The sequence below is a fragment of the Streptomyces sp. SLBN-118 genome (assembly GCF_006715635.1).
In the GTDB taxonomy this organism is placed as follows: domain Bacteria; phylum Actinomycetota; class Actinomycetes; order Streptomycetales; family Streptomycetaceae; genus Streptomyces.
Window position 1 is genome coordinate 2,049,259 of record NZ_VFNP01000002.1, and the last position, 21,063, is coordinate 2,070,321.

17 protein-coding genes, 1 other RNA gene and 1 pseudogene are annotated in these 21,063 nt (G+C 68.2%); 10 read left to right on the plus strand and 9 right to left on the minus strand.

Annotated features, from left to right (window positions below; translation table 11 throughout):
* Positions 1-180: 180 nt before the first annotated feature.
* Together FBY35_RS27995 and FBY35_RS28000 are read left to right on the plus strand one after the other, a co-directional pair.
* A complete protein-coding gene (locus FBY35_RS27995) occupies positions 181-2,304 on the plus strand; it encodes an NAD(P)/FAD-dependent oxidoreductase (protein ID WP_142216750.1) in 2,124 nt (707 codons plus the stop codon).
* A complete protein-coding gene (locus FBY35_RS28000) occupies positions 2,301-4,157 on the plus strand; it encodes an alpha-keto acid decarboxylase family protein (RefSeq protein ID WP_142216751.1) in 1,857 nt (618 codons plus the stop codon). The genes FBY35_RS27995 and FBY35_RS28000 overlap by 4 nt, the downstream gene beginning before the upstream one ends.
* A 92-nt stretch (positions 4,158-4,249) precedes the next feature.
* On the opposite strand, the gene FBY35_RS28005 is transcribed toward FBY35_RS28000, so the two are convergent.
* Both FBY35_RS28005 and FBY35_RS28010 read right to left on the minus strand, forming a co-directional pair.
* Positions 4,250-4,945 (minus strand): hypothetical protein, encoded by a 696-nt coding sequence (locus tag FBY35_RS28005; RefSeq protein ID WP_260848837.1) that lies wholly within the window; start codon positions 4,943-4,945, stop codon positions 4,250-4,252.
* 98 nt (positions 4,946-5,043) lie between these two features.
* Positions 5,044-7,833 carry a LuxR family transcriptional regulator gene (locus FBY35_RS28010; protein WP_186357082.1) on the minus strand — a complete coding sequence of 930 codons (2,790 nt, stop codon included), beginning with the start codon at positions 7,831-7,833 and terminating at the stop codon, positions 5,044-5,046.
* Between the two features lie 201 nt (positions 7,834-8,034).
* Here FBY35_RS28010 and FBY35_RS28015 point away from each other — a divergent pair, with 201 nt between their 5' ends.
* On the plus strand, positions 8,035-8,334 hold the full coding sequence (locus FBY35_RS28015; protein WP_142216753.1) for a transposase: 300 nt from the start codon (positions 8,035-8,037) through the stop codon (positions 8,332-8,334).
* Between the two features lie 547 nt (positions 8,335-8,881).
* Positions 8,882-9,811, plus strand: coding sequence for a hypothetical protein (locus tag FBY35_RS28020; protein WP_142216754.1), 930 nt, complete (start codon positions 8,882-8,884; stop codon positions 9,809-9,811).
* A 115-nt stretch (positions 9,812-9,926) separates the two neighbouring features.
* On the opposite strand, the gene FBY35_RS28025 is transcribed toward FBY35_RS28020, so the two are convergent.
* Both FBY35_RS28025 and FBY35_RS37485 read right to left on the minus strand, forming a co-directional pair.
* Positions 9,927-10,220, minus strand: a complete 294-nt coding sequence (locus tag FBY35_RS28025; RefSeq protein WP_142216755.1) for a hypothetical protein — start codon at positions 10,218-10,220, stop codon at positions 9,927-9,929.
* A gap of 300 nt (positions 10,221-10,520) precedes the next feature.
* Positions 10,521-10,724 carry a hypothetical protein gene (locus FBY35_RS37485; protein ID WP_260848838.1) on the minus strand — a complete coding sequence of 68 codons (204 nt, stop codon included), beginning with the start codon at positions 10,722-10,724 and terminating at the stop codon, positions 10,521-10,523.
* A 360-nt stretch (positions 10,725-11,084) separates the two neighbouring features.
* Between FBY35_RS37485 and FBY35_RS28035 the strand changes: the two genes are divergently transcribed.
* On the plus strand, positions 11,085-11,366 hold the full coding sequence (locus FBY35_RS28035; protein WP_142216756.1) for a hypothetical protein: 282 nt from the start codon (positions 11,085-11,087) through the stop codon (positions 11,364-11,366).
* Between the two features lie 77 nt (positions 11,367-11,443).
* Positions 11,444-11,903: pseudogene (locus FBY35_RS28040) on the plus strand (transposase); the annotation flags it as partial.
* Positions 11,904-12,266: 363 nt separating this feature from the next.
* Here the strand turns inward: FBY35_RS28040 and FBY35_RS28045 are convergent.
* The gene (locus FBY35_RS28045) at positions 12,267-13,376 is read right to left on the minus strand and encodes an alkene reductase (RefSeq protein WP_142216757.1); all 1,110 of its coding nucleotides are present in this window, start codon (positions 13,374-13,376) and stop codon (positions 12,267-12,269) included.
* A gap of 246 nt (positions 13,377-13,622) precedes the next feature.
* Between FBY35_RS28045 and FBY35_RS28050 the strand changes: the two genes are divergently transcribed.
* Together FBY35_RS28050 and FBY35_RS28055 are read left to right on the plus strand one after the other, a co-directional pair.
* Positions 13,623-14,189: a TetR/AcrR family transcriptional regulator gene (locus FBY35_RS28050; RefSeq protein ID WP_142216758.1), complete on the plus strand. Its 567-nt coding sequence runs from the start codon at positions 13,623-13,625 to the stop codon at positions 14,187-14,189.
* 8 nt (positions 14,190-14,197) lie between these two features.
* Positions 14,198-14,482, plus strand: coding sequence for a YciI family protein (locus FBY35_RS28055; RefSeq protein ID WP_142216759.1), 285 nt, complete (start codon positions 14,198-14,200; stop codon positions 14,480-14,482).
* A gap of 331 nt (positions 14,483-14,813) precedes the next feature.
* Here FBY35_RS28055 and FBY35_RS28065 read toward each other — a convergent pair whose 3' ends face one another.
* Entirely contained in the window at positions 14,814-16,325 is a 1,512-nt protein-coding gene (locus FBY35_RS28065) for a nucleobase:cation symporter-2 family protein (protein WP_186357083.1), read from the minus strand.
* Positions 16,326-16,769: 444 nt separating this feature from the next.
* On the opposite strand from FBY35_RS28065, the gene FBY35_RS28070 reads away from it, so the two are divergent.
* Positions 16,770-17,534, plus strand: coding sequence for an XRE family transcriptional regulator (locus FBY35_RS28070; RefSeq protein WP_399208994.1), 765 nt, complete (start codon positions 16,770-16,772; stop codon positions 17,532-17,534).
* Between the two features lie 473 nt (positions 17,535-18,007).
* On the opposite strand, the gene rnpB is transcribed toward FBY35_RS28070, so the two are convergent.
* Both rnpB and FBY35_RS28080 read right to left on the minus strand, forming a co-directional pair.
* An RNA gene (rnpB, locus tag FBY35_RS28075) (RNase P RNA component class A) lies at positions 18,008-18,411 on the minus strand.
* 82 nt (positions 18,412-18,493) lie between these two features.
* Entirely contained in the window at positions 18,494-19,063 is a 570-nt protein-coding gene (locus tag FBY35_RS28080) for a Uma2 family endonuclease (RefSeq protein WP_142218207.1), read from the minus strand.
* A 156-nt stretch (positions 19,064-19,219) separates the two neighbouring features.
* Here FBY35_RS28080 and FBY35_RS28085 point away from each other — a divergent pair, with 156 nt between their 5' ends.
* Complete coding sequence (locus FBY35_RS28085; protein WP_142216762.1) at positions 19,220-19,600, plus strand: hypothetical protein; 381 nt, start codon at positions 19,220-19,222, stop codon at positions 19,598-19,600.
* Here FBY35_RS28085 and FBY35_RS28090 read toward each other — a convergent pair.
* Positions 19,551-20,990 carry an RNB domain-containing ribonuclease gene (locus FBY35_RS28090; RefSeq protein ID WP_142216763.1) on the minus strand — a complete coding sequence of 480 codons (1,440 nt, stop codon included), beginning with the start codon at positions 20,988-20,990 and terminating at the stop codon, positions 19,551-19,553. The two genes, FBY35_RS28085 and FBY35_RS28090, sit on opposite strands and share 50 nt — an antisense overlap.
* Positions 20,991-21,063: the final 73 nt, after the last annotated feature.

The following is a 21,063-nucleotide window of genomic DNA, read 5'->3' on the forward strand; positions in this document are numbered from 1 at the left end:
GAGCCCGCCCCCGGCCGGTTCTCGCTCATCCGGGAACACGAGCAACGGCCTGCCCGACCGGCCCACGGCGTGGTGATGCGGCACACGTCGGCCGTCCGTGGCCGCGCGGCCACGGACGGCCGACGTGCCGTAGCGGTCGGGCCTCACGGCTCTCGCTTCACCCAGAAGGGAACAGACGCCATGGACAACACCAAAACCGACCTCTGGAAAAATCGTGTGCGCTGGGAGACCTGTCTGCAGCTGGCGCGCGAGCTGCTTCTGGTCGGCCCCGAGCCGAAGAACGAGGACCTGAGGCTGCGCTTCCTCGACGTCCTCATCGACCGGGGGCTGGCTCCCGGACAGCCGCCCGGGCGGCCGAAGGAGGTGCTGATCGTCGGGGCCGGGATTTCCGGTCTGGTGGCCGCGACGCTGCTCAAGCAGGCCGGCCACAAGGTCACGATCCTGGAGGCCAACGCCAGCCGGGTGGGCGGACGTATCAAGACCTTCCGCCGCCGGGAGGGCGAGGAAAAGGGGCCGTTCAGCGATCCGGCCCAGTATGCCGAGGCGGGAGCCATGCGGCTGCCCGACTTCCACCCCCTCACCCTCGCCCTGATCGACAAGCTCGGACTGAAGCGGCGGCTGTTCTACAACGTCGACGTCGACCCCCGTACGGGCTTCCAGAAGGCGCCCGTACCCCCGGTGGTCTACAAGTCCTTCACCGGTCAGGAGTGGAGATACGGACAGGACAGCCCCGACTTCCGGGAGCCCCACAAGCGGAACGACACCTGGATCCAGATGAACTCCGTCCAGGCCCGCCGCTCCGAGTACGCGGACGACCCCACGCTGATCAACGAGGGCTTCCACCTGACGGGGGACGAAGCACGGCTGACCACCAGCCAGATGATCAACGATGCTCTGGAAGAGGTCAGGGACTACTACTCCGTGACCGGCCAGGACGGCACGCAGCAACGCGTGAACAAGCCGTTCAAGGAGTGGCTCGAAGGCTGGGCGCGGGTGGTCCACGACTTCGACGGCTGCTCGATGGGCGACTTCCTGCGTGACCACGCCGGTCTGAGCGACGAGGCCATCGAGGCCGCCGGCTCGATCGAGAACCTCACCTCGCGGCTCCACCTGTCGTTCTTCCACAGCTTCCTGGGCCGCAGCGACATCAACCCGAACGTCACCTACTGGGAGATCGAGGGCGGCACCGAGATGCTGCCCGACAAGCTCGCCGAAGGCCTTCAGGACGAGCTGGTGATGGGACAACGGATGGTCCGCCTGGAGTACTGGGACCCGCGCCGGGACGGTGAGCGGCGCGAAGACGTGGGCCCGGAGCCGGGGCGCACCGTCGCGATCCACACCGAGCCCGAGGACTCCCTGAGCGGACCGCCCCGGGTGTGGAGGGGTGACATGGCGATCGTCACGGTCCCCTTCTCGAGCTTCCGCTTCGTCGAGGTGTCGCCGCCGTTCTCGTACAAGAAGCGGCGGGCCGTCATCGAGACGCACTACGACCAGGCAACGAAGGTGCTGCTGGAGTTCTCCAGGCGGTGGTGGGAGTTCACCGAGGAGGACTGGCGCCGGGAGCTGGAGTCCATCGATCCGGGCCTGTACGACTTCTACCAGCAGTCCGCCAAAGCCCCCGTGGAGCCCGCGGACGACCTGCCGTCCCAGCTGAGTTCACTGCCGACGGGGCTGCTCGGTGCCCACGGCAGCGTCCAGGAACAGCTCATCGACCCCAGGCAGCTCGAGTACTACCGCCAGGAGCCGCTGCGCGGGGCACCGCTTCGGCCGGCGACCAATGTGTTCGGGGGCGGTTCCACCACCGACAACCCCAACCGGTACATGTACTACCCCTCCCACCCGGTGCCGGGCAGCAAGGGCGGCGGAGTGGTCCTGGCCACCTACTCCTGGTCCGACGACGCGGCACGCTGGGACTCGATGGAGGACGCGCAGCGCTACGTCCACGCCCTGCGGAACCTGCAATTGGTCCACGGCCGCCGCATCGAATTGTTCTACACGGGCGCGGGGCAGACCCAGAGCTGGCTGCGCAACCCGTACGCCTTCGGTGAGGCCGCGATCTACACGCCGCACCAGATGACCAGCTTCCACCTGGATGCCGTCAAGCCCGAAGGGCCGGTGTACTTCGCGGGCGAGCACACCTCGCTGAAGCACGCCTGGATCGAGGGCGCCGTGGAGACGGCGGTCCGCGCGGCCATCGAGGTGCACGAGAAGGCGTCGCCTCCGTCCTACACGGTGCCCGTGGAACGCGAGGCGGGACGCGAAGCGGTGGACGAGCGACAACTCACGGAGGTGCAGGCAAAGTGACGGAGCAGCCCTCGACATGGAACGTGGCGCGGTACCTGGCCACTCGACTCGAACAGCTCGGAATCGAGCACCTGTTCGGCGTGCCCGGCAATCACCTGGGCCCGTTCCTTTCCATCATGAAGCAGCACAACCCGCAGGTGACGTGGGTGGGCACGCCGACCGAGGTCGGGGCCGGGTATGCGGCCGACGCCTATGCGCGGGCCCGCCACGCCGACGCCCCTGACGGCGGCTTCGGCGTCGGCGCCGTCGCCGTCACCTACAGCGTCGGAGCGTTCAACCTGCTCAACCCCATCGGGGGCGCCTACGTCGAGTATGTGCCGCTCATCGCGATCAACGCCTGCCCGACCTACGAGCAGTGGCTGAACTACCAGGCCATCGGCCTGCTCACCTCCCACATGAGCCAGCGTCGGGAGAGCAACCTCGACGTGTACCGCCAGGTCACGGTCGACGCGCAGGTGATCTCCAACCCAGGCCTGGCCCCAGTCCAGATCGACAGCGCCATCGTCGCCTGCCTGTCCGAGCGCCGGCCGGTGTACCTGGAGGTCATGGAGGACGTCTGGGCCGCGGAATGCGAAGCACCCCGGGGCCATCTGGCCCCCAGGCAGCGCCCGTTCACCCCCAAGAACCGGACCATGCTGGCCAAGGCGGTCTCCGCCGCCGTCGACCTCGTCAAACAGAAGGGGGGAGTACAGGGCTCGCCCATCCTGTGGGCGGGCGAGGAGATCGATCGGTTCCGTCTCTCCCAGCCCCTCACCGCGCTCGTGCAGGACACGGGGATGCCGTTCTGCACGACCGTCGGAGGCAAGTCCGTGGTCTCGGAGAACACCCCGGGATTCGTCGGCGTCTACAACGGCAAGGCCAGTGATCCGTACGTACGGGAGGTGTTCCAGCGGGCCAAGTGCCGCATCGGGCTGGGCACGTGGTCGACGTCGAAGAACCTCGGCGGCGAGCAGGACATCGGCGACGACTGGTGCGTGGCCGCACGCGAAGGAGTGAGCGTCGGCGCCTCCTACTACCCCGACGTCCAGCTGGAACGGTTCATCCCAGCACTGCGCGAGGCGCTGGTGACGGAGTTCGGCCCGGGCGCCTTCGCCGCCGACTACTTCGCCCTGGCGCACGCCGAAGGGGCGCCGGTGCCCGAGAGCACGGCCGCCTACCAGGCCCAGCTCAGCGCTACCGACATCCAGGTGGAACTGACGTACGACAGCTTCTTCCAGCACATCAGCGGCTTCCTCGACAGCCAGGCGACGGGCACAGGCACCCAGGCCACCTCACCGTTCACCCTTCTGTCCGACGCGGCGTTCGCCCTCCTGGGCTCGATGAACCTGCACACCGTCGAGCGCGCCGGATACCTGGCGCAGAACGCGTGGCTGTCCATCGGCTACTCGGTCGGTGCGGCCACCGGCGTCGCGATGGCCCGGCAAGCCGTGGGCAAACGGCCGATGGTGTTCGTCGGCGACGGCGCGTTCCAGGAGACGTGCCAGGAACTGTCCACACACACCCGGCACCGGCTGAACTCGGTGATCTTCGTGCTGGACAACGAGGGCTTCTACGGCATCGAGCAGATGCTGGTCAACCCGTGCTACTACCAGCAGAAGCCGTCCGACGGCGCCGACTTCTACAACAATCTGCACCAGTGGCACTACGACCAGCTGGCCAAGGTCTTCGGCTCGGCCAAGAGCCCGATGACCGGCATGACGGTCGCCACCCACACGGAACTGGAATCCGTACTGAAGCGCATCAGCGAGCCGAACGACCCGATCAACCAGGGACCGCTGCTGGTCCAGGTCCGCCTCAGCCGTCACGACTACCCCCGCGCCCTTCAGTACAAGATCAACGAGAACTGTCCCTGACGAGGCGCTGCACAGCTGACGGGCGCCTGTGCCAGAAGGCCAAGGCCTTCTGGCACAGGCGCCCGTGACGTGTGGTTCTTCGCCGTTGACGGTCATTCCTGGGAGACCTGCTCCAGCTTTTTGATCTGTGCGGTCACCAGGCTGTCCGGCAACTCGGCGAACACGCCGGTACCACTCCCGGTGTTGAAAATTCCGACGGTGGCACCACTGCGTACGACCGCCAGGGATACCGGCGGATCGCCCTTGATCGTCAGCTGAAAGGCCACTGCTTCGTCGCCGTCGTCGGGAGCGGTGATGGCTTTGACGGTGGCACGGGCGGGCACGCCGCCGTCGTAGGAGGTGCACTTGGCGAGGGACGTACGGAGGCCGGAGAGGATCTGCTCGGCGTCGGACTGGTCGTAGGCCATGAGGCCGATAGTGGTGGCGGAGCCGGCCGAGGGGCCGGAGGTGGCGTAGGCCATTTTGCTGACAACGGCTTTGGGAGACGGGTCGAGGTCGGCGACACGCACGTTCTCGACCGGCTGGCAGGCGGCGGGCTCGGCGATGGAGCCGCTGTCGGTCTGGCGCGAGGGCCAGTCGTCGATCTGGAAGCCGTCCGCGTCGGTGCCGGACAGCGCGGCGGACTTCAGCTGGGCGGTGCTGAGGGCGTCGGCGGGGGCCAGCGGCTGCTTGGTCGTCGTGGATGACTGCGGGGAGGAAGGGCTGCTCTTCGCGCCGGTGCCGCCGGTGTCCCCGGGGCTGTTCCTGCCGCTGCCGCATGCGGCCAGGAGCGCCGCGGTGAAGAGCACTGACACAGTCGCCTTGACCCGCACCTGCTGACTCCCCGCTCTCGGAATTGGTCGGTTCGATCTTTCCGGGCGGGACAGGCGTGGCGGTATCGGTGAGATTACGTAATCTCGTTGCGCAGCTCGGCGCGGGTCTGGAGAGCGGCGAGGGCGGCCCGGGACGTGACGCCGGTCTTGCGGTAGATGCGGGCGAGGTGGGTCTCGACCGTGCGGGGGCTGAGGTAGAGCCGGGTGGCGATGGCGGGGGTGGTGAGGCCTTCGGCGACCATGGCGGTGATCTCGCGTTCGCGCGGGGACAGGGACACAACGCCCGGCCGGTCGCCTGCGGCGGCGGACACGGCGGGGCTGTTCTCGTCCGCCAGGTTGACCAGCTGCTGGGCCCCGCCGGCCACGGCGAGGTGCCGAGCGCGCTCCCACATGACGCGGGCGCGCTCCGGTTGGCCGGTGGCCGCTGCCAGGGGGGCGGCGAGCAGCAGGGTGCGCGCCTCCCAGAGCGCCGATCCGCCACCGGCCGTCTCGGCCACCGCGAGGTCGGCCAGCTCGGCCGCCGCCGCCGTGTCACCGTGGCCGAGCGCGATATGGGCGGCGCTGCGCAGGGCGGAGGCTCGCTGCGCAGGCAGGCCCAGCTGCTCGGCCTCCTTCCGGGCACGTTCCGCCCAGGGCACGGCTGCGGCCGGGTCACCCAAGACGACCGTGGAAGCCACCAGCGCCTCGATGAACAGCGGTCGCATGGACGGCTGGAGTCCGTTCAGGTCGTCGCCGCCCGCACGCAGCAGGGCCGCCCGTGTGCGCGCGGGCTCGCCGACGTGGATCGCCGCGTAGCCAAGCAGGCACCAGGCGATGGACGCCCACCAACTGGTGCTCGTACCGGCCGCCGTAACCCCTTCCTCGGCCACCGCCAGTGCGGTCCGGTCGCCGGGCGGGAGGGTGTGGACCAGGGCATGGGCTTTCTTGGAGAGGACCAGCGCCAGCAGTTCGTCGCTGCCGATGCCACGGGCGATGGTCTCGGCCTCGTCTGCGAGTTCCACCGCCGAGGTGAGTCGGAGGGTCTGGATGTGGACATGCGCTTTGCACAGCAGCAGGTGCGGCAGGACGTGGAGTTGGCCGCCGCGCCGGGCGATGGCCAGGCCTCTGTCGGCGTGCCGTTCCGCGTCGGCGTACCGCTCCAGGAAGGTCTCCGCCCAGCCGAGGCGGGCCAGTGGCTCGCACAGGCCCGCGAGATCGTGGTCGGTCAGTGCGTCGACGAGCGCCGCCGCGCGATCGGTGACGTCCCGGGCGGCCGGCATGGCGCCTTCGTACGCCTCCCCGAGGGCCGCGACCGCGAGGGCGCCTGCCTCAGCAACCTCGTCGCCCAGCGACCTGGCCAGGTCGAGGGCGCGGAACAGGTCGGGACGCACCTCCGGGTAGTCGGTGGCGTGCGGCGCGGACGAGCCCAGTTCAAGGCCGAGTTCGATGGCCTGGGCGGGGGATGGACCGGGCGTACGGGAGAGTTCGCGGCGAAGCAGCGCGACCGCCTCTGTGTAGCGGCCGAGATGACGCTCCATCACAGCGCAGAGCGTCACGGCGGAGGCCCGTAAACCGGCAGCACCTGCGTCGTCCGGCGGTGACATGGCGATCACTTCGTGCAGCAGGTCCCGGCTCTCCCGCAGGCCCCCGCAGACGCCCAGCGCACGCGCCCTCCACAGCATCAGCTCACGCCGCCGCGCGGCGTACTCTGGCGTGTCCGGCAGATGCCGGAGCGCCACCTTCAGCCAGTGGGCGCAACTCGCGGGGGCGGTGGCGGCGGATCTCTCGGCTGCCTCGGCCAGCACGGCGACGGCCTCGGGGTTCCATCCGGTCAGCGACCGCTCGACGTGGTGGGCGCGTTCGGCGGCGGACGCGCCGGCTTCGGCCAGTCCGGCCGCGGCGAGGCGGTGCATCCGGGTCCGCAGGCCAGGGTCCGTGCTCTCGTGCACAACGGCCCGCAGCACCGGATGGCGCAGCGTCCACCGCCCGCCGTGGCCGGGGCGCAGCAGATCGCGGCCGGCCAGCGCGGCCAGGTCGGCGTCCAGTCCGTGGGCGTCGGACCTGTCCCGGCCGGTCACTACGGCGAGCAGGGCGGGAGTGGCATGGTGACCGAGGAGGGCCACCGCCTCGGCGGTACGGCGCTGCGCGGCGGTCAGCGGTGTCAGCTCGTCCAACAGGAGGGTGCCGAGCCCGTCGGCGTGCCGGGCCTGGAGGAGAGCGAGGAAGTACAGCGGATTGCCGTCGCTGGCGGCGTACAGCTCAGCGGCCCGGCCGGGCGGCAGGCCGGGGGCAAGACCAGGCGCCAACTCCTCGACGCACGCGCGCTCGGCGAGCGGCCCGAGGCCCAGCCGGAGCACCGTGCCCGTGTCAATGCCCCGGGTGAGCGCGGCGCTCAGGGAGGCCGTGGTCTGGCGGTCGCGCCGGGCCACGACAACCACGACGGAGGTGGACGGAGGATGCCGGACGAGGTGGTCCAGCAGCTCCAGGGACGCCGGATCCGCCCAGTGCAGGTCGTCCAGGGCCACGACGAGCCCGGGGCCGGTCTTGGCGATCCGTACGAGGAGCTTCGCTACCGACCGATGCAGCTCGAACCGGTCACTGACGCCGAGCCCAGAATCGAGGCCGGCGTCGACGTCGAGTTCGGCGAAGGCGTCGGTGAACGGCTGGTACGGGATGTGCCGCTCGTACTCTGTGGCCCGGCCGCGCAGCACCGTCATGCCCCGGTCCTCCGCCCGCCGGCAGAACTCGGCCATGAGCCGGCTCTTGCCGATCCCCGCCGCCCCGGTGACGTCCACCACGGCCGGCCGGCTGCCCCTCCCGGGCGCCTGGTCGAGCACCGCCTCCAGGAGCGCCAGCTCGGCCGCCCGGCTCACCAGCGGAGTCATGCCGTCCACACCATCACGTCCCTCCGCCGCTATCGCACTTGGCTGTTGGGAGTTTAGGTGCACCGGTTTTTGATCTTTAACCTGCGGGTTGGAACGCCCAACTCGCTCCAATTTTTGAGGCTCTTCTGAAGTGTGAAGCCTCCCCTTGATCGTGGACACCTGGAGACTGGGATCTTGAGGTTCCAGAGGAAGTAGCACCAGGTGGTAAGCAAGTACACGAAGCGGTACACCGAGGAGTTCAAGCGGGACGCGATCGCGCTCGTCGATTCCTCGGCCAAGACGGTCACCGCCGTCGCCCGGGAACTCGGCATCAGCTCCGAGTCCCTGCGCGGCTGGTACCGCCGGGCGAAGACAGACGGGGGCGAGGGCGAGTCCGGTGAGCTGACCAGCTCCGAGCGCGAGGAGCTCAAGCGGCTGCGCAAGGAGGTCCGCGAACAGCAGCAGACGATCGAGATCCTGAAAAGAGCGACGGACTTCTTCGTGAAGGAGAACGACCGGTGAACGAGCTGTACCGGTTGATCCATGCGGAGAAGGCGACTTAGAGGTCGCGCAGATAGGCGTGTACTCATGGACGGCGGTGCGGGCGTTCGTCCCAGTGGTGGGTCGTCCATGCCCGTCGGATCAGGCTACGCACGGTGATGATCGTGTCATCTCTCTCAACGAGCTTCGCTACTCGGAGAGTTGCGCGACGGCTGCCCCATGACCAGGGCTATGCAGTGATCGCTGCCCACCATGAGAAGGACTTCCAGAACAGCTCGCCGAACTTCTCTTCCCAGTGCGGCGCGGGTCCGTAGGGCCAGATCTGGGCGAACTGTCGGGCGGCGCGTTCGGTGATCGGGTCCCATGCAGCTCCGCTGGCGATGAAGACCCGTTGCCCTATGGTTGTCCACCATCCGGCTACGTTCTGCCACGCTGTACGGACCCTCGGTGCGAGCCGCGCTGCAGCACCATTCTGTTCAGGCTGGCACGGCGGTTCTTGCGCTGGGCCTGAGCACACCAGGCGAACGTGGTAGGACGGTCTATCAACCGACCGATAGGGAAGCTCCACATGCCTGACTCGACACCACCGCCTTGGGTTGACGACTTCTTTCCGTTCGCCACTCCGGCCGCTCTTGCCAGATTGGTGGACATCGCCTGGCAGCACGCCACAAGAGAGGGCTATTACGAGTGGTGTGAGCTGCTGTCTCACTATGGCTTCATGTTTGACCTGGAGTGCGTCCCGAGCCCGCCCGAGGGTTGGGAATGCTCGCCTGAGTTCGGCGAGGGTACACGGCGGCTTGGAGTGCCGTTCCTGGCTCCTCCGGAGTTCGTGCCGTTCGGCGCGCTGGGTGACGGAGGGTATGTCGGCTGGTTTGTCCCCGCGCCGGAGCTGGGCCGTGAGGATCATCCAGTCGGTCTGGTCACGGGGCACGAGCGTGGAGCGGTTCAGGTCGGCCGCGATACCAGGAGTGGACTGGAGTGGATGCTCTCGTGGACCTTGTACAGGTGGCAGACGGATGCGTCGCGCTGGGCTGCGACAGAGGCCCGGTCACACAAGCTGTTGGACAGACTCGCCCGTGAACTCGGCCTGCATCCCCATCCGGATCGCGGTCTCATACCGCAAGGGTCACCTGTCTTCGACGTTCCGGCCGGCTGGCGGCACGTACCCGGTGACGACGGTGTCGGCGTGCTCGCCGCAACGGATGCCTTTTCCGGCCATGCCCCCGTCGTCGGCTGCGTCCTTGAAGACGACCAGCCACTGGAGCTCGCATTGGCCGACGCGTCCCGAATGCTCGATGCCGGATACCCCGCCACCGCGCTCCTCGGCCTCAAGAACGCTTTCGCCAACGGGCCGGGCTGCCGCTTTGCCGACCTCAAGCCCTTGTGGAAGCAGGTATACCGAGACCTTGGCCGACCCCAACTCGCTGATCGACTGGATGAGATGACGGAGTCGATGTACCAGGATCTGCCGTGCTTCTGCGATGCCCCGCACGTATAGGGGTCCTACTCAAGAACAGCCGGAACACGTCCACCTCATGCTCGTAGTGCGGCATACAGCGCAGCCGCACCTTGCCTCCACCTGTCCGACCGTCCACTCCGTAGTAACCGCGTAGCTACTCCGGCGCCATGACGTTGTCGTTCCATGGCGGAAAGAGGTAGCCACCGGTGAGGCCCTGCAGGGTGGCTTGCACTTCAATCAAGGTGTTGATCTCGTCGAGTACCGCTTCGAGGTCGTCGAATGTGACCTCGAAGCGCCGGTCAAGGCCCGCCAACCCAGGCACATCGTGCGCCTCGGCTGTCTCTGTCGCCTCTGCTGTTACGTGCGGCGCGGTGCTCAGCCCCACCCATAGCACCGGCTCGCTGTCAGCACGCCGCCGCACGGCGAACCGGTCATCCGTGTCAACCACGTGCACGCCTCGCCAGCCGTCCGGCTGCATCGGCCAGGGTCACCGGCCCGGTGACGAACAGCAGGAAATACCCGCCCGACGCCATCTCAGCTCCTCGCTCCAAGGCTGATCGACGCACCAAGTCTGTGACGCCAGCGCCACTGCGACCCGTCGTCAACCTGCTCGTCTGCCCCTGCAGGACAGAGCCCAAGCGTGCCAGATCTCCGAGGCCAGAGCTCCGTCAAGTCACGTCCCCTGTAGTGGTGTAGCCGGATCGTTCCTCCTTGCGATGGACCACCGGCCGCAGGTCGATGACCTGCTTCATCTCCCGCCAGCCCCGTTCGACTTCGAGGAGCTGCTTATAACCGAGCGCGAGTCCTCGGCGGTCATCTTGGGGTCGGACGTGCGCAGCAGGTACTTGCCGTCCAGGTTCTCCTCGGCCTTGATCTTCGCGGCGTCGATGCGCAGCAGCCCGCCGGGCATGACGCGCAGGTAGCGGTTGAGTCCGGGCTTGGTGGAGATCACCCCGCGCAACTCGGCCCGCTTGGTCGGCGTGAGCTTGTCGGTGCCGTCGATCAGGTCGGTGAGGTGGGCGACGAGGCGGTCTCTGGTCTTCGCGTCGCGGTCGACGGCGTCGGGGTTGACGCAAATGACGAACCGCTCGTCCTCACGGCCGTACCTCCTTGACCCTCAAATTGTCCTGGACGTCCTGGTAACGGCCCTGGCGCGCCAGGGCCTCGGTGGCCTCGGCCGACCCGGAGCGCAGTTTCTCGCCGATGATGTAGTGGTGGTCGCGCAGATAGGCGGCGACTAAGGCGGCATTGGAGCCGTACGCTCAAGCTAGGCTTTGAAGGTCACTGCCGTTCTTGCCGCCGTGAGGGGGCCATGGCCGTCACATACTTGATGCTCGCGCGGCTGCCTGAAGGGGGCTTGGCCGACTTCGACGCTTATGAAAGCGCCGTTCTGCCACTCCTTGCCGAGTATGGAGGGCATCTTCAGCGCCGACTGCGCACTCTGGACGATCGGGTCGAGGCCCACCTTGTGACCTTTCCCAACAGCGAGGACCTCGCTGCCTACCGAGCGGATCCCCGGCGCTCTGCCGCTGCACCGCTGCTGGAGTCGTCTGGGGCAGTGGTCGAACTCCTGGCAGTACGCGACGTGCAGTGATGGGTGGCGGCAGATGAGGCAGGCACAGGCTCCGTGATCATGGAGTTTGCGACGCTCTGTGATCACCGGGGAGAGCTGTGCCTGTACTGCCATCATGGCTGACCGAACCGCTCTGGGGCCAATTCGCGGCCCTGCTGCCCGAGCGGCCGGAGTACCACCCGGACCATCCACTCGGCTGCCACCGGCGGCGCATCAGCGACCGGATCGTCTTCGACAAGATGCTGCAGCTGCTCCGCTTCGGCTGTTCTTATGAGGCGATCGCCGACACGACCTGCTCGGCCACCACGATCCGCAGCCGCCACGACGAGTGGGTACGACTGGGCCTTTTCGCCCGGCTCAAGCAGATAGCGCTCGACTCCTACGACCGGATCGTCGGCCTCGTCCTCGACCAGATCGCCGTGGACGGCTCCATTACCAATGGCTCCCGGAGGCGGCGAGGTGGCCGGGCGCTCCCCGGTCGACCGCGGCAAACAGGTCCTGAAACGCTCGGGCATGACGGACGGATACGGCATTCCGCTGGGTCGTGTCCTGGCCGGCCGTACCTGGCCCGACCCAGGTACGGGTCCCGAGGTCTTCTCCTTCATCGAGACCTTTCTGCAACCGCCGCCTGCGCAAGCACCGGGCTTTCGGCTACCTCACCCAGGCCGAGACCAGGCAGCGGCATCAGCACGCCCTCGCGGCATAACGATCACGTGTCCGAGATCACGGGGAAACTTCACTCCTGCGGGTGACCGACTTTGCAGACGCATCCCGCGATCACATGGGCAGGGTGACGATTCGTTGATCGGTCACCAACGACGCCGGCTCGCTTGCGATGGTCAGCCGCAGCGTCGCGCACCAGCGCGACAGAGCTCCCTTAAGGGCGGAACCGTACCGATCTAAGGAAGCAGGGAAGCTTCCTTACTCGGCTTTCATCATCTGGTCGAGCACCCTGGGTTCGTCACTTCGGAAGAACGGGTAGTCGGTGTAGCCGGTTTCCCCGCCGACGTAGAACGTGGACTGGTCGGCCGCGGTCAGGGGCAGGTTCTCCCGGTAGCGGCGGACGAGGTCCGGGTTGGCCAGGAATGGCACGCCGAAGGCGATGAGGTCCGCGCTGCCGTTGCGCACCGCCGCTTGGGCGCGTGCGAGATCGTAGCCGTTGTTGGCGATGTACACGCCAGCGAAACTCGCACGCAGGGCGCGGTAGTCGACTGTGCCCGTCTTGGTCATCATGTCGCCTTCGAGTATGTGCGCGTAGGCCAGGCCGCGTGGGCTCAGGCTTCGGAGGAAGTCCTCGAAGTGGGTCTGCGGGTCCGTGTCCGACATCGAGTTGAAGCTGTTCTCCGGAGTCAGGCGCACACCCACGCGCTGTGCCGGCCATATGGTGCACACCGCGTCGAGGACCTCGTTCAACAGTCGCATGCGGCCGGTAGTGCTGCCGCCGTAGGCGTCGGCGCGGTGGTTGCTCCCGTCGCGCAAGAACTGGTCGATGAGGTATCCGTTGCCGCCGTGGACTTCGACGCCGTCGAAGCCCGCCAGCTTCGCCAGCTCGGCGGCGTGCCGAAACTGCGCGACGATTCCCGGGATCTCGTCGAGTGCGAGCTCGCGCGGCGTAACGAAGTCCTGCATGCCCGAGTACGTGACGGCCCGGCCGGCAGGGCGCAGTGTGGAAGGGGCGACCGGTGTGGCGCCGTCCAGCAGGCTCGGATGGGATATCCGGCCGCAGTGTTGCAACTGCACGAAGATGTGCCCGCTCTGTTCGTGTATCGCATCAGTCACCCGCCGCCAGCTCGCCACCTGGTCATCGGTGTGGATTCCGGGGGTGAAGGGGTAGCCCACGCCCTGCGGCGAGACCGTAGTGGACTCGGAGATGATCAACCCGGCGGTGGCGCGCTGCCGGTAGTGGGTGGCCATCATCGGCGGAACGTGCCCGCTCCTGTCGGCTCGGTTCCGTGTCATCGGCGCCATCACCATCCGGTTGGCCAGCATGAGGTCACCCAGTGGCAAAGGCTCGAACAGGTCAGCAGGCATGAGGGTCTCCAGTGCTTTCGCGCGGGCATCGTAGGACAGTCGTCCTAGCGAGGCGTCACGCTAGGACGACTGTCCTATGCGTGTCAATCCTCGGCTCGATGGCGGCTCGCGGTGGCGGGGTGTCGTCGAGAGGCTGCCGATGGCTTCGGCTTGACGCCTCTAGGACGTCTGACCTAAAGTCGCCCTAGGTCAGACGTCCTACAGTGGCTGTGGCCGGTGAGAGCGTGTCAGTCGAAGGAGGAGCCGGTGAGTGCCGCAGCGACCCGTGATCAGATCGTCGAGGCCGCGGACCGGCTGTTCTACCAGCACGGTTACGAGCACACGTCGTTCGCGGACATCGCCGGCGCCGTCGGCTTGTCGCGGGGCAACTTCTATTACCACTTCAAGTCCAAGGACGCGATCCTGAACGCGGTGATCGAGGCCAGACTGGCCGACACCCGACGGATGCTGGAGGAGTGGGAAACCGAGCGGGCCACTCCGGTCGGCCGCATCATGCGGTTCGTCGAGATCGTCCTGAGCAACGGCGCGGACATCCAGGAGTACGGCTGCCCGGTGGGCACCTTGAACACCGAGCTGGCCAAGCTCGACCACGCCATGCTCGGCCAGGCCCGCGGGCTGTTCACGCTGTTCCGCACCTGGCTGAGCGACCAGTTCGCGCTGCTGGGGCACGCCGAGCAGGCCGACGAACTGGCCATGCACGTGCTCGCCTTCAGCCAGGGTGTCGCCGTGCTGTCCAACGCCTTCCGCGACGAGGAATTGGTCCGGCGGGAAGTCGACCGGATGCGCGACTGGCTGAGCACCTACGCGAAATGAGAGATCAGATGTTCGTGGTTCTGCTTCGGTTCTCCGAGAACAAGGGCGCCGCCGGCCAGCACATGAACGGCCACCAGGAGTGGATCCGGCGTGGCCTGGACGACGGCGTGTTCCTGCTGGTCGGCAGTATCCAGCCTGGTCTCGGCGGCGCGGTCATGGCGCACAACACGTCGCTTGCGGAGCTGGAGAAGCGGGTGAATGACGACCCGTTCGTGGCTGAGAACATCGTCAACGCGGAGATCATCGAGATCGCGCCGGGTATGGCGGACGAGCGACTGAGCTTCCTGTTGTGACGGCCCTGTTCCTCGGCCCGGACGGCGACCCGCGCTGGGAGCGGCGGCGCCCCGGACTTCCTCGCTTACCACGACACCGAGTGGGGATACCCGGTCGCCCGGGCCCGGCGGTGGCGGCGTGGCGGGCGGTGCCGGAATCCTGCGACCTGGTGGGGATGGCCCTGGGTGCGCGCGGGCCGGGGGCCGTACCAGGCACCGGAATTTCAGTGGTGGTCGCGTCCGCCGGTCCGTTCTTGCCGGAACAAGAACTGATCTCTCCCGCGTGGAGCGGGGGAGGCCCATCGGGTGGGTACCAGTTCGCCGGATGTCGGCTCGCCGACCGGCGCCCGGCTCAGTGCCCCGGGTCGCTGACCGGTTCGGCAGCCGCGGTCGCGGTCTCGCCAGCGGTTCGGGCCGACACGGGGACGGCCCCGGAGGGTGCCGACACCTGACCGTCCAGTGCGGTGTCGAGCGTTGCGCCGAGGGCCCCCGCCTGCCCGTGGGACCTCGGACGGAGGCCGTTCAGGAACGCGTTGAGCACGATGGCGGTGGTCGCGCCGAGCGTGACACCACTGTTCAAAAGCGAGGAGAGGTCCGCGTTCATGTTCTCCTTGAACAGCACGGGTACGGTCGCGGGCAGCAGGGCGGCAGCCAGCGAGACTCCGACGACCAGGGCGTTCTTCTCCTCCCTGAGGTCCACCTTGGCAAGGGTCTGGATGCCGGCCAGCGCGACCATCGCGAACATGACCGTCGCCGCTCCGCCGAGGACCGCGTGCGGCACCGACGCGACCGCGGCGGCGGCCTTGGGCAGCAGTCCCAGCACGATCATGAAGAGTCCCGCCGCGACGACCACGAAACGGCTCTTCACTTTGGTCATCCGTACGAGGCCGACGTTCTCCGCGAAGGCCACGTAGGGGAAGGAGTTCAGGGCACCGCCGAGCGCCGTCGCCGCGCCGTCGGCCCGCAGAGCCCTGGCCACGGTCTCTCCGTCGATCTTCTTGCCGACGATGTCACCGATGGCGTACGTGTCCCCGGTCGTCTCCACCATGGTGATCACCATGACGATCAACATCAGCACGATCGGGAACCACTCGAACCGTGGAACACCGAAGTGGAGCGGGGTGGTGACACCGACCCAGTCGGCTTTCCCGACGTCCGAGAAGCCGGCGTCGCCGAGGGCGAAGGCGACCGCCGTACCGCCGATCAGGCCGAGCAGGATCGCGATGCTCGACAGGAAGGGCCGGCCCAGCTTGATCAGCAGAAGAATGCCGAGCATGGTGCCCCCTGCGTAGGCGAAGTTCTTCGGATCGCCGAAGTCCTCGCTGCCGAGCCCGCCTGCCGCGTCGTTGAGACCCACCGGGATCAGCACAATGCCGAGCACGGTGATCACGGTGCCGGTGACCACCGGCGGGAACAGCTTAAGCACAGCCCTGAACGCCCTGGTCGGAAGCCAGGCGAAGGCGAACGTGGCCAGTCCGGCGGTGATGACCGCACCATAGATGACCAGCAGGGCGGCCGTGCCGCCGCCGGCCCCGAGGCCGATCGCGATCATCGGTGAGACGGCGGTGAAGGTGACACCCTGGATCAGCGGCAGCCTGGCACCTATCCTGCCCACCCCCAGGGCCTGGATGATCGAGGCGATGCCGCAGGTGAAGAGGTCCGCGTTGATCAGGTAGACGAGTTGCTCCCGGCTCAGTCCGAGAGCTCCGCCGACGATGATCGGAACGATGACGGCGCCCGCGTAGAAGGCGAGGACGTGCTGGAAGCCGTAGAGGGCGAGCTTCGGGAGGGGCAGCACCTCATCGACGGGGTGTCTGCTCCCGTCCCCCGAGGCGGACGCGCGGATCAAGGCGACTCGAGCCATTTCTTCTATGCCCTTCAAAAGGTAAGGAGTGGATTGCGATCCTGGTTGCTCAGCGAGATGGAAGCGGAGCGCCGGGATTCTGGCCATCCGCATGGAATAGGGCGTTGCGGTGTCACCGCGAATGCCTTGTTGTTCAGGACCGAATCAAACGCCCGACCCACGAGTAAGGGCATCGTCTGTGTATACAAAGGTGGCGGACGATCCTGGCGACCATGCCGTAGCTACCTCGGGGCGCCGACGCGAGTGCCGAGGTCTCAGGGCCGCCCATTGGGACCGTGGCCGGGGCGCTGGTACGGCGATCCGGTCCGGGATGAAAACCGCGCGATGTGCTGCCGGTACGGGCAGGCCCGCCGCAAACGGACACCGATGACCGTAGCCGTACGTTCGTACAATCGATGAGTCTGGCAGAACAGACCGTAGTCACGGCGGCTCCGCGCTCCTAGGTTGCAGCGCGTGCAGCCACCGCAGGCCCAGCAACCCACGCCTCCCACCCCGCCCTTTGACGCCCGGGCCGCCCGCAGACTGCGGGCGGCACTCGGCATGGGACCCCAGCACGTCGCCTACGACATGCGGGTCTCCTACGGGCTGTCCCATGTCACGCCCGAGCTGGTGATCGCCTGGGAGCGCGGCACCACAGCTCCCGGCCCGTCCGAACTCACAGCACTCACGGGTGTGTTGTGGTGCTCGCTTGGTGAACTCGTCGGTGCGCCAAGGACCTTGCGTCAGCATCGTGTGGCCTGCGGGCTCCCGCCCGAGGACGTCGCCCGGGGCGTCGGGCTGGAACTCCTGGCGTATCTGCGGATGGAGGAGGCCTGCGAGTGGACCGGTGACGAGCGGCAGTCCGCCGCTCTCGCCCACGTGCTCCACCTGTCGCTGCCCGACTTCGTCACCGTCACCGGGCAGGGCGGCAAACTCGCGAAACTGCTGCGCCGCGCGGTCACCACGCGTTGGCAGGCGCATGTGCGCCCGGTGGGCGAGCTGCTGCCCCTGGACCGGCCGGTCCTGGAAGCGGCACTGGAGGAGATGCACACCGAGTACCAGGGCCGGTCGCTGCGCAGCGCGGCAACCGCGCTGGGCTGGAGCCGGGGAAGGTACTACTCCCGCTCGGACGCGGAGCCAGAACCCGCCGACACCGGGCAGACGGAAGAGGACTTCCTCGACCGGATCGTCGAGATATTCTGGCAGGCGGTTCAGAGGACCACATACTGAGCCGGACAGTGACCTTCCGGGTGAATGGGTGTCGCCAGGTCGAATCGTGTCCGCTGGCTGCGTCACAGCCGGGCAGGGCTCTGACCAGCCGCAGCAGCCTGTCCTTGCCCACGGTGATGCCGACGGCGGAGGCCAGGCGGGCTCCCGCCCGGCCGGCCAGGGCCAGCCCGATCTGCGTCCACAGCCCAATCGGCACAAGTGCTACCTCGCTGCCGGCCTGCTGATCGGTTACCTGATCGGCACCCACCTGCACGGCACCCCGGCGCAGTCACCCGACACGCCGCGCCCGGGACACACTGCACCGGCCACCTCCGACCCGTACCGCACACGTACACGACCCTCAGTCTCGCCGCCTGGACCTGCTCCCCGCCGACGCGGCCCCGCCGGCCACCGAGATGATGCCCTTGGTCAATTCGGGCCCGACGAAGAAGGGCCCTTGACCTGCAATTACGCTGGTCATGGGCCCCAGGCGGCAGACGAGTCGGGCTGTACGCCGGGTTCTGTCGCCCGGGCGCCTCGCGGCGTCCGGGGAGACGGCCATCCATCTAGGACCGGCGTTGCCACCGGTCTCGTGCGGTCTACCCGCGGACTCGGGCGGGCAGCCCTCGAACGTCCGCGCAGGGCCGCCTCTTGCAGCGGCCCCTCTTGACCTTGCTCCAGGTGGGGTTTACCTAGCCGCCTGAGTCACCTCAGGCGCTGGTGGTCTCTTACACCACCGTTTCACCCTTACCGAGGACCGAGGTCCCCGGCGGTCTGTTTTCTGTGGCACTGTCCCGCGGGTCACCCCGGGTGGCCGTTAGCCACCACCTTGCCCTGTGGAGCCCGGACGTTCCTCGGGGAGGTCCGAAGATCTCCACGCGGCCGTCCGCCCGGCTCGTCTGCCGTGACGACCATGCTACCTGGCGTGCGCGGGGCCGAATCCCGCCGAGCTGGTGTGGGTGGGCGGCGCCGGGCGATCCTCACGTGAGGGCGGCGGTCTCCAGGTCGAAGGCGAATGACTCGGGGAGCGTCAGGGACTTGCCGAACGACACGGAGCACCGCTTGCCGTAGTCCTCGCCCTCCGGCTCACTGAAGAGCGTGACCGAAGACTCGTCGCGATCGACAAGCAGGTACAGCGGGATACCCCCGCGCGCATAGCAGCGCCGCTTGTCTTCACGATCGACCTTCGCCCGTGTCGACGTGACCTCGACGACGAGTTCCACACCGTCGCACGGCATCCAGGGGTCTGCACCCCGGAACAGCCGAAGCTCGGTAGGGGCAAAGGTGCCGTCGGGGATCACATGGCTCTTGGGGCAGCCTCCCCCGCTCGGCAGCTTGAGCCCTTTGTTCCCGGAGAAGTCCATATCTGCCTGTGAACGCCTTATTACCTGCTTCGCGATCGCACTGATGTAGTCCTCGTGATCCCCGTCCGGCGGCGGCGTCACTACGATTTCCCCCTCGATCAGCTCCGCACGGAAACCCTCCGGCGTCTCCAGCGCCAGGAAGCCCTCCAGCAGGATGTCCGCCTGCGTGAGCGGTTCATGCGGCATGGCACTCATGTCGCGCTCCTTCCTCGGTCGCTCGTCAGACTGGGACATCGCCGGGCCGCCCGTCGTGAGAAGGGGAGTCGTTCCCTCGATCGTGGCACACGATCACGGGAATCCGGAGGCGCTCACCGGCGATCGCTGGCCGTCGATGTGTACGGCGTGCTGCTGATGGTCGCCCTGCACGCGTCCTGTGTGACCCGGCCCCATGTGGTGGGACCGGACGGATCACTGCGGATCCGCTCCGGCGCGCTGTTCGACCTGCGGATGCAGGCGGACGAGATCGTCGGCGCCCGCGTCGAACGGCGTTGTCCCGAGGGGCGGTTGATCCAGTCGCGCGAGGACGGGTCGCTGGATCTGATCGTCGCGAGCCAGACGACGGTGGCGGTGGAGCTCGCGGCGCCTGTTCGCTACGTACGGCCGCTCGGGAAGCAAGGTCGTGCGCGGGTCGTGCGCTTCCACGCCGACGACCCGAAGGCGCTCGTCCAGGCCCTCACGCGGGTGCGAACCGCACCTTCGCCGATCCCGGGTCCGCCTGTGTGAGCCTCACCCGCAGCCGCTCGCCCAGGGGCAGTTCGGCCTCGCCGCCCGCGATCCGCGCGACCACCGCCGGGTCCTCCAGGTGGACCGTTCCGACCGCGAATTCGTCCTCCTCCACGTCCACCACGTAGGCGTCGAAGACCTCGCCGATCCGTTCCTTCAGCACCGCCGCCTCGATGAAGTCGACGCACTCGCGTTCCACCGTGTTGGCGCGGCGCGAGCCGTCCGCCATCTCCTTGGGCAGTGCCTCCAGCGCGGCCGAGACCCACTCGGGCGGCTCCTGTCCTGCCACGGCCGCCACGCACAGCTCGCCCGCGTACCGGTCCACGAGCCGTCGCAGCGGGGCCGTGCAGTGCGTGTACTCGTCGGCGACCGCCGCGTGGACCGCGGGCGAGGGCAGTTCGCCGCCCGTGAAGGAGCTGTAGCCCGCGCCGCGGAGCAGGGTCGTGCACTCCTCCAGGAAGGCGGCGTGGCGGGTGTTGTCCGGGTCGAGGGAACGGACCACGTCCGCGTACGAGACATGGTGCGGCCAGTCGATGTGCAGCGCCTTCGCCGAGCGGCGCAGCCGTGCCACCGCGCCGTCCGGGGCGGTGGGCAGCGTACGCAGGATGCCGGTGCCCGCCGCGATCATGAGGTCGGCCGCGGCCATGCCGGTGAGCAGCGAGATCTGGGCGTTCCAGGCGCCGGCGGGGAGTACGGCGCGGTATGCGATGGCGTACGAGCCGTCCCGCTCGACGATTTCCTGCTCGGGGACGTTCAGGGAGATCCCGCCGCGTTCGCGCTCCAGGTTCTCGCGCAGCAGCCCGATGTCCCTGAGCAGCGCCAGCGGCTCCTCGGCCGTGCCCGCGTCGATCTGCCGCTGCACGCCCTCGTAGTCGAGCTTGGCCCGGCTGCGGACGAGCGCGCGCCGCACCTCGGTCGCGACGGGGCGCCCCTCGGCGTCGAGGTCGATCTGCCAGAGCAGCGCGGGAGCCGGGTGGCCGGGCAGCAGGCTGGCCGCGCCTTCGGAGAGCACGGCCGGATGCAGCGGAACCTTCCCGTCCGGGAAGTAGAGGGTCTGGACGCGGCGATGGGCCTCGGCGTCGAGCACGCCACCGGGTGCGACGAATGCGGCGACATCGGCGATCGCGTACCGCACGCGGTATCCGCCGTCGCGGCGCGAGAGGTGCATCGCCTGGTCGAGGTCGACGGAGGCCGGCGGGTCGATGGTGAAGAAGGGGATGTCGGTGGCGTCGTGCTCGGGCAGGCGCGGGGCCCGGGCGGCCGCCTCCGCCTCGGCGAGGACCTCGGGCGGGAAGTCCTCCGGTACGTCGAGCGTCGTACGCAGCACGTGCAGCGCGGCCCGCAGCGGAGCCTCGGCTGCGCCGGTCACAAGCATCTTGCGGCGGGGCATGGACCGAGCGTATGGCGGGGCGGGGACCTTGGCACCCCGTACGCTGGCGCGGGGGCCGCGGGCGTGTTGTGGA